This window comes from Neolewinella lacunae (assembly GCF_014349155.1).
Taxonomy (GTDB): domain Bacteria; phylum Bacteroidota; class Bacteroidia; order Chitinophagales; family Saprospiraceae; genus Neolewinella; species Neolewinella lacunae.
The window spans coordinates 76,038-91,680 of record NZ_JACSIT010000083.1; the positions used below are offsets into that span (position 1 = coordinate 76,038).

The following is a 15,643-nucleotide window of genomic DNA, read 5'->3' on the forward strand; positions in this document are numbered from 1 at the left end:
AAAGTGGTTCAAAAAATCACTCCTCCAGCTGCCGCTGCAACACCTCCAGATTAACCCCTTTCGTCTCGGGCATCACCCAGTGCACGAAGGCCAGTTGCCCCAGCATACAAACGGCGAAAAAGGCGAAAATCGGCCCTTGCCCAAACTGGGCGGAAAAATAGGGAAAAACCCCGCTGATGAGGGCCGCAAAAACCCAGTGGGTACTGCTACCGAGCGAAGCGCCGAGGCTGCGCACTTCGTTGCCAAAAATCTCACTGATGAACACCCAGATTACCGCCCCCTGGCCAATGGCGTGACTGGCAATAAAGACGAACAGCCAGATCGGTACAATGATGCCCGCCACGTTCCCGCTGAAAAATGCGTAGGCCACCGCCCCCAAAGAAAGCAGGTAGCCAAAGGAGCCGAGGTACATCAGTTTGCGGCGGCCTACTAAGTCGATCAGGTACATCCCCAGCAGGGTGCCGACGACGTTGACCACGCCGATGCCTACGCTCGAGAGTAAGGAGCTGCTGCGTTCCAGTCCGGCGGAGGCGAAGATATCCGGCGCGTAATAAATCACGGCGTTGATGCCCGAAATCTGGTTGAACAAGGCAAAAAGGAAAGCGTAGAGGATGGGCCGGCGGTATTTGCCGCTGAAAAACTCGCCCACGCTGGCCGCGCGGTGCCCCTGGTTGGCGGCTTCGATGCTGGCCAGCTCGGCTTCGGCCGTGCTGGCGTCCATCGCCCGCAGGGTGGCGAGGGCTTCTTCCCGGTTGCCGCCCTTAAGCAACAGCCAGCGCGGACTACGGGGCACAAAGAACAGCAGCACCAGGTAGAGGGTGGCGGGGATGATTTCTACCCCCAGCATCAGCCGCCAGTTGTTGGCCCAGCCCACCGCATCGATGACGTAGTTGGATAAATAGGCTACCAGAATGCCCACCACCAGGTTGAACTGGAAGGCCGCCACCAGCTGTCCCCGCAACTTGGCCGGGGCCATCTCGGTAATGTACAGGGGCGCGACCACCGAGCTGGCCCCCACCCCAATGCCTCCGATAAAGCGGAAAATGCCGAGCTGCACCACGTCCGCCGCCAGCGCCGAGCCGATGGCGGATACCAAAAAGAGCAGCGCCACCCCAAGCAGGCTGGCCTTGCGCCCGTAGCGGTTGGCCGGAAAGCCCCCGCAGAGCGCCCCCAGAATGGTACCGTACAGCGCCGCCGCCACCATCTGCCCGAGCGCGGCATCCGAAAGCCCCCACTCCGCTTTGATGATGCCGTTGACACCGCTGATGACGGCCGTATCGAAGCCGAAGAGAAAACCACCCAGGGCCACGGTGATGGCCCAAAACCAGATTTTTTGCATGTTCATGGGGGTAAGGTATTATTTGATTTTGAAATGACGGGCAAGAGATCTTCCAGCATCCGGCCTGTCTGCTCCGCCCGCGGGCGGGCTGCGAGACTTCTTTGCGCCCGATCCTTCGTTCCGCCTTACCTTTGGCCCGCTTGGTCCGGTGCCAGGCCCCAAAACCAAAGCCCCAGTATGCTGGTAGTAGGCGGATATACCGAAAGAATGGACGAGCGCACCCCCGGCACGGCACGGGGCATCTCCCTGTACGACTTTTTTGAGCGCGACGGGCGCTTGCAATTCCTCGCCTTCATGCCCGCCGTGAACCCGAGTTACGTGGTGGCCAATGCCAAAAAATCCCTCATCTACGCCGTACGCGAAAAATCTGCCGACGCCGGCGCGGCCGTCACCGTCCACAGCATCAAGCGCGGCAAAGCGGGCAAAGTTGAATTCCGCCAAATTGCCGAACAGGCCCTGCCCGGAGACGCACCCTGCCACCTGGCCCTCGCGCCCCAGACCCTGCTCGTCTCCTCCTACGGCAGCGGCCACCTGCACGCCCTGGCCCTCGGACCCGACGGCAACCTGACCGGCGCACGCCAGGACATTTTGCTTTCCGACGCCAGTCACCCCGGCAGCCACCTCCACTGCAGCGTATTCCAGACGGATAAGCAGCGGGTGCTGGCCATTGACCTGGGCAATGACCGCCTCTGCGTCCTCGATCGGGCGGCGGATGGCCAGTTGACCTACCGGCCGGAGCTCGACCTGGATTTCCCCGCTGGCCAGGGCCCGCGCCACATCGCGCTCCATCCGGGCGGCAAGCTGGCCGTCGTCAATGCCGAGCACGTCGGGGTCGTCCACCTGTTGGACGTCAGCCAAGACCAACCCAAGCTGCTCGATACGGCCAACGCGCTGCCCGAGCGGGTCCTCAACGAAGCCTGGGGCTCGGCCGTCCGCATGGGCCACAGTGGCAAAATGGTCTACGCCGCCGACCGCAACTTCAACGTTATAAACCTCCTCCACCTCGATGAGCGGGTCGGCAAATTGCAATTCCGCGATACCCTCGCCAGCGGCGGCGTCGCCCCCCGCGACATCGTCATTTCCCCCGACGGCAACTGGCTGCTCAGCGCGAATACTACCGACAATACCGTCGGCGTTTTCCAGCTAACGGCGCGGAGCGGGGTGGTCCATTACCATACCTTCCGGAAAATCCCCAGCCCCACGAGCCTGGCCTGGCTCTAAGCTCCTCTCCCTATGAAACCTCACTGGTTACTCGGTCTGGCCCTTCTGCCCGTTGGTTATCTGGCGCGGAAAATGCGCAACGACCCGCAATTTGGCGCGGACGCAGGTGCCATGCGCTACGTGGAAGAGCAAGGTTCGGTCGCCTGGCGCAAGGGCTTTTTCCGCAACCTCGATCGTACCCCGCTGCGGGAAGATCTCCGCAGCCTGCTCGGCGACCTCTACGGCTACCTCAAGGCCAAAAACACCCAACCGACCCGCCCCCTGCCCGTAGGTTTTGCCCAGGCCGGCACCTACGTGGACCCCGACCAAGACCACCTGACCTGGTACGGCCACTCCGCCCTCCGCCTCGAAACGGACGGAAAGACGATTTTGATCGACCCCATGCTGGGAGAATGGGTAGCGCCCGTCCCCTTCCTCGGCCACCGCTTTCCCTACGAAGACTACCATCCCCTGGCCGAGATTGGCGAGATCGACCTCATCATCTACTCCCACGATCACTACGACCACCTGGACTACGACACCCTCGTCGCCGTCAAAGACCGGACCAAAGCCTTCCTCGTCCCCCTCGGCGTAGCGGCCCACCTGCTGGCCTGGGGCATACCCCGGGAAAAGATCACGGAACTCGACTGGTGGCAAAGCACCGAGCTGGCCGGCTGCCGCTTTACGGCCACCCCCGCCCGGCACTTCAGCGGACGCTCCCCCGGCACCCGCAACAAAACGCTCTGGGCCAGCTTCGTCATCGAAACGGCAAAACACCGCCTTTACTTCGGCGGCGATAGCGGCTACGGACGCCACTTCAAAATGATCGGCGAACGCTTCGGGCCGTTCGACCTGACGATGCTCGACACCGGCCAGTACCACCACCGCTGGAAGAATGTCCACATGCAACCAGAAGAGGCCATCCAGGCCCACGCCGACTTACGGGGCGACATCCTGCTGCCCATCCACTGGGGCGCATTCTCCCTGAGTGACCACCCCTGGTTCGACCCCGTGCACCGCATTTACCGTGCCGACCAGTCCGAATGCGTCATCACCCCCATGGTGGGCCAACGCTTCGCGCTGGATAGCGTACACGAGTGCCGTACCAACTGGTGGGAAGAATCAGGCGTGAGCTAAAAAGTACCAATCCAACGACAGGTTGAGGGTATGCACCCCAGATTTTCACTAATCCTCAGCTGTTTAGATCGCAATGGTTTCTTGGGACTACCGAACTACAGAACTACAATACTACCTTCTAATCTCCGTTGAAGACCAATTAGTTGTAATTCTTGCAAAAGCTCAACCTCACGTTGAAGGTGCAAGGCCTTACTCCCGGATCGTCCGCAACAAACTCATGCCCGTCAGAAAAAAGATGACCCCGATGATGGCCACCCCGTAGGGATTCTGGCCAAAGGCCTGCGACTTATTAAAAATCGCGATTACCCCCACGGCCATACCGATGGCACCCACCAGGGTAAAACCGATGCCGATGGTTTGCTTGCTTTTCATTCCTTGCGTTTTTGTGGCGCGAAGATAACCAGCCTCCCATGAACACCAGCGCAAATCCAAAGCGAAAGAACCCACTCCCGTAGCCTCCCGTAACTGACCCCGTAGGGGTCGAACCTTAATAACCCCGGATGAAGGATGCGCAGCATCCGTAATCCGGGGCTCCTCCACCCACGCAGCATCCGTAATCCGGGGGGCTCACGCAAAACGCAACCTACGCCTCCTCGCTGGGTGCCATATCCAGGGTCGAAAGGTCAATGCCCATAGACTCCGCCCGCTTACGCCAGTGCTCGCGGGCCAGATCCTGCATGTCGCGGCTGGTATCCATCTCGTCCATGATCTCCAGGCCGAGGAGGGTTTCCATGGCGTCTTCCATCGTCACGAGGCCTTCCATGCCGCCGAATTCATCGACAACCAGCGCAATGGGCTGCCGGCGGGCCAGCATCAGGTCGATAAGTTTATGGAGGGTGGTAGACTGAGGAACCATCAGCAATTCCCGGGCCAGGGAGCGCAAGGGTTCGTTCTGCCGCTGCTCAATGATGGCCTTGTACACCATGTCTTTGAGGACGTAGCCTTCTACCTGGTCGCGGGTCTCCCCGAAGATGGGGTAGCGGCTGAAGGGGCTGTTGTTGTACTTCTCGTAAAATTCCTGGATGGTCATCGCCGCCTTGGCCCCCATCACTACGGTGCGGGGCGTCATTACGTCGTGGGCCGTCAGGGTTTCAAAGTTGAGCAGGTTCCGCAAAATACGTCCTTCCTCCGCCTTGAGTTCGCCGTTTTCCGCCTGGGCCTCGGCCATGGCGATGAACTCCGTGCGGGTCAGGGCAGTGCCGTGGGGGTCATCGCCCCGTAGCAGCAGTTTCTTGATTTGGTCAGAAAGCCAGATGAAGCCCGTCCAGGTAAAAATCTTTACCATGACGTTGAGGGAGGCCACGGTAAAGGGTGCCAACTGCTTCCAGTACGTTGCCCCCAGGTTCTTGGGGATGATTTCGGAAAGGATCAGGATGGCCAGCGTCATGACGATGGACACGATGATTTCGTAGCTGACGGGAATTGGATGGAGCGCAAAAAGGCCCAGTACGTCAACTTCCGGCAGGGGAATGGTAAAGGCCAGATCGCCCTCGAAAGCAGCTCCGGTACTCGCGCCCACCAGGATCGCCCCTACCGTGTGCGCCACCGTATTCAGGGAGAGGATGGCCGTAAGCGGCGCGTTGACGTCTTTCTTGAATTTCTGGAGCAACTCCCCCGTTAGCCCTCCTTCCTGCACTTTCATTTGCACGTAAGAGGGGCTCACCGATAGCAGTACCGCCTCCCAAACCGAACACAGAAAAGAAACGACGATGGAAATGAGGGCAAAAAGCAGGAGGGTGGTCATGGCGCTAGCGGGGCGATTCTCGGGCAAAAGTATTACTTATACCGGGGAAGCGGGACTTTTTCATTTCCCTGGTATAAGTTACTGCCTTTAGTACGGAAACGGCAGCCCCTTAGTTCACGTACAGTTTCTGGAAGGGCACGATGACGTCACCGGCTTTCAGTCCGTTCAGCGTCCGGAGCTCATCGGTGGTGATGTTGTAGCGGCGGGCAATGGAGTAGAGGCTTTCGCCTTCCTGCACCAGGTGGAAGGAACGGTTGGAAGGCTGTGTGCTGCTGCCGTAGTTGACGTTGGCCCCCACCGGAGTTCCGTAGGTATTCGGGCTTGCGGGCGTGGAACCGTAGGTAGTGGGCGCGGCGGGCGGGTTGCCGTAAGCAGGGGGCGCGGCCGCAGGTGCAGCGGAAGGTAGCGGAGCGGGGTAAGCCCCGTAAGTGCTGGGGTTGTTTACCGGACGGGCGTCGGTGTTGCCCCGGCTTTCCAATGTCCCCATCGTAGCGGTGGGAGCCGCCGCAGGGTTGGCTACCGGCTGGCCGAAGTTGGGATCGTTAGAGATCGTCATCGGGTTGGTCTCTGCCGCAAGAGCAGGCGCCTGGTAGCCCTGCGGAGCACGGTAAGCCGGCGTCGTCGCTCCGCTGGCCGTCACCGGTGCACCCTGAACGCTTCCGTAAGCCTGCGGCGTGGCGTAGGGCTGGGGCGTAGTCGTAGCCGGTGCATTGCCGTAAGCCTGCGGGGTGGCGTAGGGCTGGGGCGTAGTCGTAGCTGGTGCATTGCCGTACGCCTGCGGGGTGGCGTAGGGCTGGGGCGTAGTCGTAGCCGGTGCGTTGCCGTACGCCTGCGGGGTGGCGTAGGGCTGGGGCGTCGTCGTAGCCGGGGCGTTGCCGTAAGCCTGGGGAGCAGGCACTGCTTCTGGCGTAGGACAGTTGCAATCGGAGGTCTTGAGGCGTTCGCCGACCTTAACCACGTCGTTGGGGCCCAGCTCGTTCATTTCCCGAAACTTGGCGGAGGTATAACCGTACTTCAGCGCCAGGCTGGCTACGGTTTCGCCGGGCTGCACGGTGTGGAGGCCTTCACCGTACACCGCCTCGCCGCTGCGGGCCATGGTGGTGGATCCGTAGGCCTGGGGGGCGGCTACTGCCGTCGTATTGTAAGGCGTAGGCTGCGGGGCACCAGGATTGGCCAGGGCAACGGGCGCGGAAGCCGCGGGCTGGTTGCTGGCCAGAGCCGTAGGGGCAGCCTGGACGGTGGGTGCCGCACTTGGCTGGCTCATCACCGTCAGCTGTTGTCCGGGGAAGAGGGTGTTGCTCGTCAGGCCATTCTGAGCCTTGATGGCATCGACCGTAGTGGCGTAGTTACGGGAGATGGCGTAAAGCGTTTCTCCTTTGGCCACCGTATGGGTGAGGGGAATAGGAGCAGGAGCGGGCGCAGAATAGGCGCTCGACTCCGGCTGGGGCGTTACCGACACCGCCATGCTGGGCGGAGTGTACACGGGCTGGTTGCTGTAGGCCAGCGGGGCAGCACTGGGGTTCTGACCAGTTGTTGCAACCATTGGGGAACCACAGACGCTGGCCAGGTAATCGGCCAAGGCAACGCCGTTCACCGTCTTGGCCGTAATCACGCCGCCCGAAGTGGTCTTCCCATCGCTGCCCAAACGGCGCTCCACCAAGCCAATCTCGGGCGCAATCCGGTAGTCGATGACGGGATAGGAAGAACTCGGGTTGAGCTGACGGAACATGAAATAGCCAGCGCAGGGGCTTAAATCGCGGCCCTCGAAGTAAACCTTCGCTCCCGGCGTATTCATGGCCAGGTTTTCACCAATGATGCCGTTCTCCGCGTCAAATTGGTAGCTCGTCAACGGTGAAGTATAGCTGAAGCGCTCCCCCTGCCGCTGAAAGACCGCCGCCATCACCACGGGCTGGATGAGGAATTGGTTGTTGGCCGTGGGCAGCAAGACGAAGACACGGTCCACCCCGCCGTTGACCCGCGCGGCCAGTTCAACACTCAGGCGGGGATCGCCGCAGTAAACCGTGTTCTGGGGCAGGAAACTCTGCACCGTGGCCCCTTCAGCCCCCGTTTCCAGCATCAAACGATCACCGCCCACCAGCGGGAAATGGTAGGCGTAGTAGTCCAGGCGCGGCTGCTGCGCAATGGCTTGCTCGTACAACACCCGGTCTCCGCACGTGCCATCGAAAAGGACGAAAATCTGCTCCGCACGCAGCGGGGCACTGGCCAGCAAGAGGGCCGCAAGGAGGGTGAAGAGACATTTCATTTTGGGACAAATTTTGGTATCGTAAATGGTAAGGAACTGTTGGAACGCCCTACAAATATAGATGTTTGCTATTCATAAACGCCGCAATTTAACGGCTTAGGGGTCAATTTAAGTATTTAACGAATCTGCCCGGCAACCCCAATTCTGCCTTTTCCTTTCGCACAGACACCACTGCCTCGGCATAAGCTACCGCTGGGGGATGATCCCGCGCCTCCTCCTCTCCGGGGTCAGGGAGCCAAAATTTGGATACACCAACAATTGACTATATTTGCCGCGAACGCACTCAAATCGAAATAAGAGCTTTTTGGAAGGTGTACCGCTTTGGCCCTTCCCAACGAAACACATCAAACGTGAACTTACCGCATCTACTGCGGAAAATGCGCCTCCCCCGGGCCGCGTTATTTTCCGCTTTCTGCCTCCTCTTTTGTGTGGCCATTATCTATTCCTCCGTAGCCCTTTCGCCCGCTCCCAAGGCACCAGGACTCACCAAAACGGCCTTCCCGATCACGGTACCTACCGTCCGCTACGGCGTGGCGCTCGACACTTTTGCGCTGCGGATAGACACCATTCAGAACGGGCAAACCCTTTCCGAGGTACTCCTCTCCCAGGGCCTGGAAGCCCAGCGGGCCTTCGACGCGGCTACCCAGTTTAATACTTTGCTCGACGTACGCAACCTCCGCGCGGGCAGGACTTACACCATTCTGGACGATCCCGATACCGAAGGCAACGACTACCTGATCTACCAGCCTTCCATCTACGAGTACGTCCGCCTCGACCTGCAGGGAACGGGCAAAGACGCCCGCGTTGAGCTACCGGTAACCACCGAGATTGCCCTGGCCGCCGGCCGCATCGAATCCAGCCTCTGGAACGCGATGACCGGTGCCGGACTTTCCTTCGGCCTGACCGACCGCATGGAGGACGCCCTCCAGTGGTCAGTGGATTTCTACCACGTTCAGCCCGACGACGCCTTCCAGCTCGTCTACGAGAAAAAGCAGGTAGAAGGCGAAGAAGCCGACCCCGGCCGGGTCTTGGCCGCCCGCTACAGCACGGGCAAGGAGGATATTTACGCTTTTTACTACGAAAGCCCCGACCCCGATTACCAGGGCTACTTCGGCCTCAACGGGGAGCCGATGAAGTCGACCTTCCTCAAATCTCCCGTACGCTTCAGCCGCGTCAGCAGCGCCTTCAATATGCGCCGCTTTCACCCCGTCCTCAAGCGCGTCCGGCCCCACCTGGGCACCGACTACGCTGCCCCCTACGGAACCCCCATCCTGGCCGTAGCCGACGGCGTGATTGTAGAGCGGACCCGCCGCGGTGGCAATGGCAATTTCGTCAAAGTGAAGCACAACAAGCAGTACACCACGCAGTATCTCCACATGCAGGGCTTTGCCGAAGGGCAACGCGTTGGCAGCCGGGTCCGGCAGGGCGAGGTCATCGGCTACGTCGGTTCTACCGGCCTGGCAACCGGGCCCCACGTCTGCTTCCGCTTCTGGAAAGACGATCAGCAGATCGACCACACCAAACTGCGCTTCCCACCCCCGCAGGCCATGCCCGACTCGTTACTGGGCGACTTCATCCAACAGCGCGATCTCTACCTGCAACGCCTCAACGAGGTGGGCCAGCCCGTCCAAGACACCCAGCAACAGATCATCGACGGCAAAAAGCTCCTCGATCAAATGGCGGGGATTCAGCAACGGGAGGCTAAGTAGCCCAACCCGGTTCCGGACGTCCCGTCCGGCATACCACTAGACTTATGCTGTTTAATTAATTGGGGTTAACCCGTACGCTGTATAGAGAACTGCGTTCTTCCGCTGCGCGGGTTTTTCACCACTAAGGCATTAAGGGCACTGAGTTGCACTAAGGGTAGGGTGTCTAATCTAATGGGTTTAACCCGTACGCGCTTTAGGGGCCTGCTTAGGTTGAGACCCTCTGGGTCGATCCAACTAAGCACAGTGGCGTATTCTCCTACGACCCAGAGGGTCTCGACCTAGTAAGCGCTTGAGCCTCCCCCGGTTGATCTGGGGTTGAGCCCCCAACGAAAGGGCCAAATTGAGTACGGCTGCGGTCTAGCTAATTAGACAGCATACCACTAGACGTCCCGTCCGGCATAACACTAGCACTAGGGGGCTGAAAACACTTTCCGTCTTACGGCGGGTGATCGGGTTACGGCCTTCCCTCGCTCTCCCCCTTTGGGGGTTGGGGGGCCAACATTCTCCCCCCTTCGGGGGGCCGGGGGGGAGCACCTGCGGCCGCGCAAAAAACCGCTTAGGTACTCCGCAAATTACTTCAGTTCCAGGCGGTAAACGTCGGTGCGGCGGTCGCGCAGGTTGTGTACGCTGCCGTGGTGATGGAGTTCCTTGAGGAGGTCGAGGTCGACGTCGGCAACGAGAATCATTTCGGTATTCGGGGTGGCTTCGGCCTTGATGCCGTTGCTGGGGAAGGCGAAATCACAGGGCGTGAAGACCATGGATTGCGCGTACTGGATGTCCATGTTGTGGACCTTGGGCAGGTTGCCGACGGAGCCGGCGATGGCGACGTAGCACTCATTTTCGATGGCGCGGGCCTGGGCGCAGTGGCGGACGCGGCTGTAGCCGTTTTGCGTGTCGGTGAGGAAGGGGACGAAGAGGATGTTCATGCCCTGCTGCGCCATGATGCGCGGGAGTTCGGGGAATTCGACGTCGTAGCAGATCAGGATGCCGATTTTGCCGCAGTCGGTATCGAAAGTGCGCACGGTGTTGCCGCCGCTCATGCCCCAGACTTTGGCCTCGTCGGGCGTGACGTGGATTTTGGTAAAGCGGTCCACCGTGCCGTCGCGGCGGCAGAGGAAACCGACGTTGTAGAGCACCCCATCTTCGATCATCGGCATGGAGCCGGTGATGATGTTGATGTTGTAGGCGACGCTGAGTTCGCTGAATTTTTTGCGCAGCGGCTCGGTGAATTTGGCCAGCATCCGGATGGCCTCCGGCTCCGAAAGGTGGTTATACGCCGCCATCAGCGGAGCGTTAAAAAACTCGGGGAACAGGGCAAAATCGGAACGGTAAACGGAGACGGTATCAACGAAATACTCCACCTGTTGCAGGAGGTCTTCCAGCTCGCGGTAAGTCCGCATCTGCCACTGTACCAGGCCCAGGCGAACTACGGATTTGGTGACCGACGGCGACTTGGTCGGCGGGGCATAAAGCACGTTGTTCCACTGCAACAGGGCGGCGTACTCCAGGCTTTCGCTGTCGCCACTGAGGTAGTTGGTGATGATTTTCTTGATGTAGAAATCGTTGGAAAACTGAAAATTCAGGACGGGGTCGTGAATTTCTTTGGCTTTCACCTTCTCGATAAACTGCCGGGGCGAGAGGGTTTCGGCAAAGAGGTGGTACTTGGGTAAGCGGCCGCCGAAGAGGATGCCTTCCAGGTTCAGTTCTTCGCAGAGTTCTTTGCGGTAGTCGTACATCCGGCGACCCAGGCGCAGGCCGCGGTATTTGGGGCGCACGAAAATATCGATGCCGTAGAGCAAATTCCCCTTGGGCGTATGGGTTTTGAAGGTGTAGTTGCCAGTGATTTCCCGGTAGGTATGGCTGTCGTCAAACTCGGAATAATCAACAATGATGGCCAGCGCGCAGCCCGCCAGTTCCCCGTTGATGAACAAGGCCACCTGGCCGCGGGGGAAGAGCTCGGTCAGTTTTTTGATCTGGTGTTTTTTCCAGACGGCGTCCGTCAGGCCCGTGTAGGCCTCGCGCATCACGAGGGTCATTTCCTCGTAGTCTTCCAGGGTAAGGAATTTAAGCTCTACCTTTTCAATGTCGGTGCCGTGGGCTTCGATCGTCTCAGTAGTTTCAGTAGTAGCGTGGGGAGTGTCCATGTTTTTTGGGGAATATTTAAAACGCAAAGTGAGTGTCCGCAGTGGCACACGTTAATGCAACGTTTGTACGGCGCGGAAAGGTTTGGTGGGTAGTAGTTTTGTAGTTCGGTAGTGGGTAGTGCAGGGCCTTCCCTTAGTCCTTTTCCCCTTTACTCCCTTCCCCTTTTCCCCTTTACTCCCTTCCCCCTTTTCCCCTTTACTCCCTTCCCCTTTTCCCCTTTACACCTTTTCCCCTTTACTCCCTTCCCCCTTTATTCCTTTGGAGCGGGCGCGGGCCGGGTCATATCTACGCCGGGGGGCGGCGTAGCGGTGCTGTCGGGCGTCCAGAAGGTGGAGCATATCCCGTGGTCGCAGTTCATTACCCGGAAGAGTTGGCCTTCTTCGTTGTAGAGGTGGAGGACGCCTTGTTCGTCGTCGCCGTTCATGTAGGTACCGCTGGCTTTGGGCTGTCCGTTTTCGTGCCATTCGCGGAAGGGGCCATTTTCTTCGTTGTTGACGAAGGTGACGACTTCCTTGACGCCGCCGTCGGGGTAGTAGACGTACCAGGCTCTGTTCATAGCGCCGTCGATGTAGTGGCCGCTGATGCGGAGGTTGCCCAGAGAGTCGTAAGTCGTATAGGGTCCGGCGAAGTTGCCGTTTTCGTAGTTTTCCACCACTATTTTCTGGCCGTTTTCGTGCAGCAGGACGCGCTCACCGTGGAGTTCACCCGCGACGTAATGCTCTTCGGAAAGCAACTTTCCCTGGGGGCTGTACTGCCGCATGGGACCTTCCTTCAATCCCGTCTCGGGGTTGATGCGGTACTCCGTGCGGATGCCCAAGGCATCGGTTTCTTCGATGGTTTCCAGTCCGTCACCGCAGGCGAAAAGGCAGCAGGTAGCGAATACGAAGAGTTGGATTGTGCGAAACATGAGCTATTTTTGGGTCAAACCTAGATATAATATGTCAATCAAAACGCTATTGACCATTCACTTCGTGTTGGGCCTCCTGTGTGGACTCGGTGCCCAGATCCCCAACCAGGCCAAGGCCCTGGATGAGGAGAGAAACGATCGCCTCCGGGCCATTGCCCTGGAAGAGCGGGAGGCCAATCGCCCGGCGGCCTTCCAGTCGGGAGACCTGGCTTACCTGGCCACCGTCAGCCGGGCGGTAGACCCCGACCGCTACCGCGAAGTGCGCGGCACGCCCTACGTACTGGAGGCTTTTGGCCCGGCCACGCTGTTCGACCTGACGCTGAACGAATACCAACTTGACTCGGTCAACCTGAATGGCTTTACCAACCAGTTTGAATTCAGCATCGAGGGCCATCTGCGGGAACTCAACCCCAACAATTTTTTGCGCGTAGAGGTTGCGCTGGCCGACGGCAGCAAGGCCACCTACGCTTTCGGGATCAACCCCACCTTCCCGAAGATGTACGCCGAAATCGTCTACAAAGGCGAAAACATCGTCACCACCCTGGTCAATGAAATCACCAACGAGGAAAAGGTGGTGCAAGACGTTGGCCGCACGCTGACCCTACGGCGCTTCAATGCCAAAACCCACACCTACGCAGTAGTCGATGGCGAATTCATCAGCCTGAGCAACAGCCCCAAAAAGCTGGCGGCCGAACTCGGCAATCCCGCCGAACTCAGCAAATTCATCAAAGCCGAAAAACTCAATCCCGCCAAGCGCGCCGATTTCCTCCGCATCCTGCAGCGGGCGGATGAGTTGCTCGATGAGTGACCGCCGATAGGCAGCAGCGTAGCTAATGCGTGAATGCGTGAATGAGCGAATGCGTGAATGAGTGAATGCGTGACCGCCGTAGGCAGCAGCATAGCTAATGCGTAAAGAAATGAACTATGAACTATGGACTATGGACTATGGACTATGAACTATGAACTAAAAACCTCCCCAATCACCCTCCTCCTCTGCCTGTTCATTGCCTGTTCCGGGAACCCTGCACCTGCGGCCGCGCCCGATGCGGCGACCCAAACGGCCATTGAAGAACGGCTGATGGCAGAACTGGCCCCTTCGGACGACCGCGCCGGCCGCGAACGCAACGCGATCATCAACCGCGCCATCGACCAGCATTACGACGTTTATGCCGCCCCCGAAGGCTATTTTTACGAAATTCTACAGCCGGGAGACTACAATTTATTGCTTACGGGCGACCTCGTCCAAGTCCACTACCGCGGCAGTTTTCTGGACGGCACCGTTTTTCAAGACAGCCGACAGCGGGGCCAGCCCCTGGAATTTGCCGTCGGCGAACTCATTCCCGCCTGGAACCTCGGCCTGCTCCGCGCCCGGCCCGGCGGAGCCATCCGGCTGCTCGTTCCCAGCCACCTCGCCTACGGTGCCGCTGGCCTCGTAACGCCCCGGGGAGACACCCTCGTGCCCGCCCACACGCCCCTGGAGTTCCTGATTGAGGATATTGAAATTTTGGACCCGGAATAATGCGTGAATGAGTGAATGCGTGAATGAGTGAATGAGCTACCGCACACGATAGGCGAGACAGGTTAGATAATTATTAGCTTCGCTTTTGCCTTCGGCGGTCAATTATTTACATGCGGTAGCTTATGTACGTGCGTTAGCTTATTCAATTATTCAATTATTAGCTTCGCTGCTGCCTACGGCGGTCACGTGCGGTAGCGTATCCACGTGCGGTAGCGTGTCGCTCGCGGTAGCGTGTGAGACTGTTCATCTAAGTGTGTCTACATTCACACAACTTAGATTCGTGATTTATGGCAAAGAAAAGTAAAAATCCCACGCTGGAAGAGTTGTTCAGCGATCCTGAGCAGTTCCGGCAGATGCACGAGCAGCTTTACTCGCGTAAACCCCTACTAGAGCAAGGTAGCCCGTTTGCTCATCTGCTCCAGACGATGGTTAATGCCGCCCTGGACGGCGAGGTCCTAGGCCATGTTGCTGAGACGAGAGCCCAAGGGGAGGAGAACAAGCGTAACGGCTACACCGACAAGACGATTCTTTCCGAAGCTGGCCCCTTGTCGATCCGTACGCCGCGGGACCGGCAGGGGACCTTTGAGCCCCAGCTAGTACCCAAGCGAGAGCGAGAGCTATCGAGTGGTTTGGACACGCAGATACTAGCTCTGTATGCGCAGGGTAATTCGGTTGAGGACATTAAGCGGTTGCTCCAGACGATGTTTGGGGTGGACATTTCGGCGGGCAAGATATCGGCCATTACGGACCAGGTACTTCCAGTCATTCAAGAGTGGCGTAACCGCCGACTTTTAGAGTTCTATGCCGTAATTTACATGGATGCGATCCATTTCAAAGTCCGCCACGAGGGCAAGTACTCCAGCCGTGCGTTCTACACTGTTTACTCTGTTGACGGTCACGGTAATCGGGACCTATTGGGCATGTATATGTCTGAAAATGAGGGTGCTAACCAATGGGGACTGGTACTTGAGGACTTAAAGTTTCGTGGCGTCGAGGACGTTTTAGTCTTCTGCACGGATGACTTGACGGGCTTTAGTGAGGCGATGAATGATGTCTTCCCGGCCACGGTGGTCCAGAAGTGCCTGGTGCATAAGATGCGCAACACCACGCGCTTCGTAGATGACAAGGACATGAAGGCGGTGGTAAGAGGTTTGAAGGCGGTTTACAAGGCGGACACTCAGGAGGCAGCAGCAACAGCCCTAGAGGCTTTTGAGGTAGAGTGGGGTCACAAGTACAGCAGTATCGTCGTCAGTTGGCGTCGTGATTGGGATGAGCTGATGGCCTTCCTAGACTTCCCGATAGCCCTACGTCGAATGATCTATACGACCAACCCCGTGGAAGCCGTCCACCGAATCATCCGTAAACTCATCAAGGGCAAGGCTGCCTGGGCATCAGATACGGCCTTGATGAAGCAGGTGTACCTGAGCCTAATGCATAACGAGAAGTCGTGGCGCAAACAGGCGTATGGCTGGAAGGCCATCCAGCGCGATCTGGTTAAGCTGTATGGGGATCGGGTAACCAAGCACATGGGGCCAAGCTAAAAATGGCAGCGCGCGATCCGCGCCGCGCAGTCTCCGGCCTTCGGCCTCCGACTGTGCGGCGCGGATCGCGCGCTCGTCGCAAGGCTACGCCTTGCGATAGAGTAATAACTAACCCAGACACACTTAATTGAACTATCCC

At 58.7% G+C, this 15,643-nt stretch carries 12 protein-coding genes; 6 read left to right on the forward strand and 6 right to left on the reverse strand.

Translation table 11 applies throughout. The features are described 5' to 3' along the window. Positions 1-16 precede the first annotated feature (16 nt). Positions 17-1,345, reverse strand: a complete 1,329-nt coding sequence (locus H9S92_RS07270; protein WP_222936009.1) for a sugar porter family MFS transporter — start codon at positions 1,343-1,345, stop codon at positions 17-19. A gap of 171 nt (positions 1,346-1,516) precedes the next feature. Here H9S92_RS07270 and H9S92_RS07275 point away from each other — a divergent pair, with 171 nt between their 5' ends. Then, entirely contained in the window at positions 1,517-2,560 is a 1,044-nt protein-coding gene (locus H9S92_RS07275) for a lactonase family protein (RefSeq protein WP_187466051.1), read from the forward strand. A gap of 12 nt (positions 2,561-2,572) precedes the next feature. Further along, the gene (locus H9S92_RS07280) at positions 2,573-3,676 is read left to right on the forward strand and encodes an MBL fold metallo-hydrolase (RefSeq protein ID WP_187466052.1); all 1,104 of its coding nucleotides are present in this window, start codon (positions 2,573-2,575) and stop codon (positions 3,674-3,676) included. Positions 3,677-3,865: 189 nt separating this feature from the next. Here the strand turns inward: H9S92_RS07280 and H9S92_RS07285 are convergent, their stop codons facing one another. From H9S92_RS07285 to H9S92_RS07295, 3 genes are all read right to left on the reverse strand, one after another. Further along, a complete protein-coding gene (locus H9S92_RS07285) occupies positions 3,866-4,048 on the reverse strand; it encodes a hypothetical protein (protein WP_187466053.1) in 183 nt (60 codons plus the stop codon). Positions 4,049-4,259: 211 nt separating this feature from the next. Then, the gene (locus H9S92_RS07290; RefSeq protein ID WP_222936010.1) at positions 4,260-5,447 is read right to left on the reverse strand and encodes a hemolysin family protein; all 1,188 of its coding nucleotides are present in this window, start codon (positions 5,445-5,447) and stop codon (positions 4,260-4,262) included. A gap of 82 nt (positions 5,448-5,529) precedes the next feature. Further along, positions 5,530-7,683: a LysM peptidoglycan-binding domain-containing protein gene (locus tag H9S92_RS07295; protein WP_187466054.1), complete on the reverse strand. Its 2,154-nt coding sequence runs from the start codon at positions 7,681-7,683 to the stop codon at positions 5,530-5,532. Between the two features lie 428 nt (positions 7,684-8,111). Here H9S92_RS07295 and H9S92_RS22485 point away from each other — a divergent pair, with 428 nt between their 5' ends. Continuing rightward, positions 8,112-9,392 (forward strand): peptidoglycan DD-metalloendopeptidase family protein, encoded by a 1,281-nt coding sequence (locus H9S92_RS22485; RefSeq protein WP_187466055.1) that lies wholly within the window; start codon positions 8,112-8,114, stop codon positions 9,390-9,392. Between the two features lie 572 nt (positions 9,393-9,964). Here the strand turns inward: H9S92_RS22485 and H9S92_RS07305 are convergent. Next, complete coding sequence (locus tag H9S92_RS07305; protein ID WP_187466056.1) at positions 9,965-11,536, reverse strand: carbon-nitrogen hydrolase family protein; 1,572 nt, start codon at positions 11,534-11,536, stop codon at positions 9,965-9,967. 251 nt (positions 11,537-11,787) lie between these two features. Beyond that, positions 11,788-12,444, reverse strand: a complete 657-nt coding sequence (locus H9S92_RS07310) for a toxin-antitoxin system YwqK family antitoxin (RefSeq protein ID WP_187466057.1) — start codon at positions 12,442-12,444, stop codon at positions 11,788-11,790. 31 nt (positions 12,445-12,475) lie between these two features. Between H9S92_RS07310 and H9S92_RS07315 the strand changes: the two genes are divergently transcribed. The 3 genes from H9S92_RS07315 to H9S92_RS07325 all read left to right on the forward strand — a co-directional run bounded on the left by H9S92_RS07315 (position 12,476) and on the right by H9S92_RS07325 (position 15,504). Continuing rightward, positions 12,476-13,252 (forward strand): hypothetical protein, encoded by a 777-nt coding sequence (locus tag H9S92_RS07315; protein WP_187466058.1) that lies wholly within the window; start codon positions 12,476-12,478, stop codon positions 13,250-13,252. Positions 13,253-13,396: 144 nt separating this feature from the next. Further along, complete coding sequence (locus H9S92_RS07320) at positions 13,397-13,963, forward strand: FKBP-type peptidyl-prolyl cis-trans isomerase (RefSeq protein ID WP_187466059.1); 567 nt, start codon at positions 13,397-13,399, stop codon at positions 13,961-13,963. Positions 13,964-14,250: 287 nt separating this feature from the next. Next, complete coding sequence (locus H9S92_RS07325; protein WP_187465088.1) at positions 14,251-15,504, forward strand: IS256 family transposase; 1,254 nt, start codon at positions 14,251-14,253, stop codon at positions 15,502-15,504. The last annotated feature ends 139 nt before the right edge of the window (positions 15,505-15,643 follow it).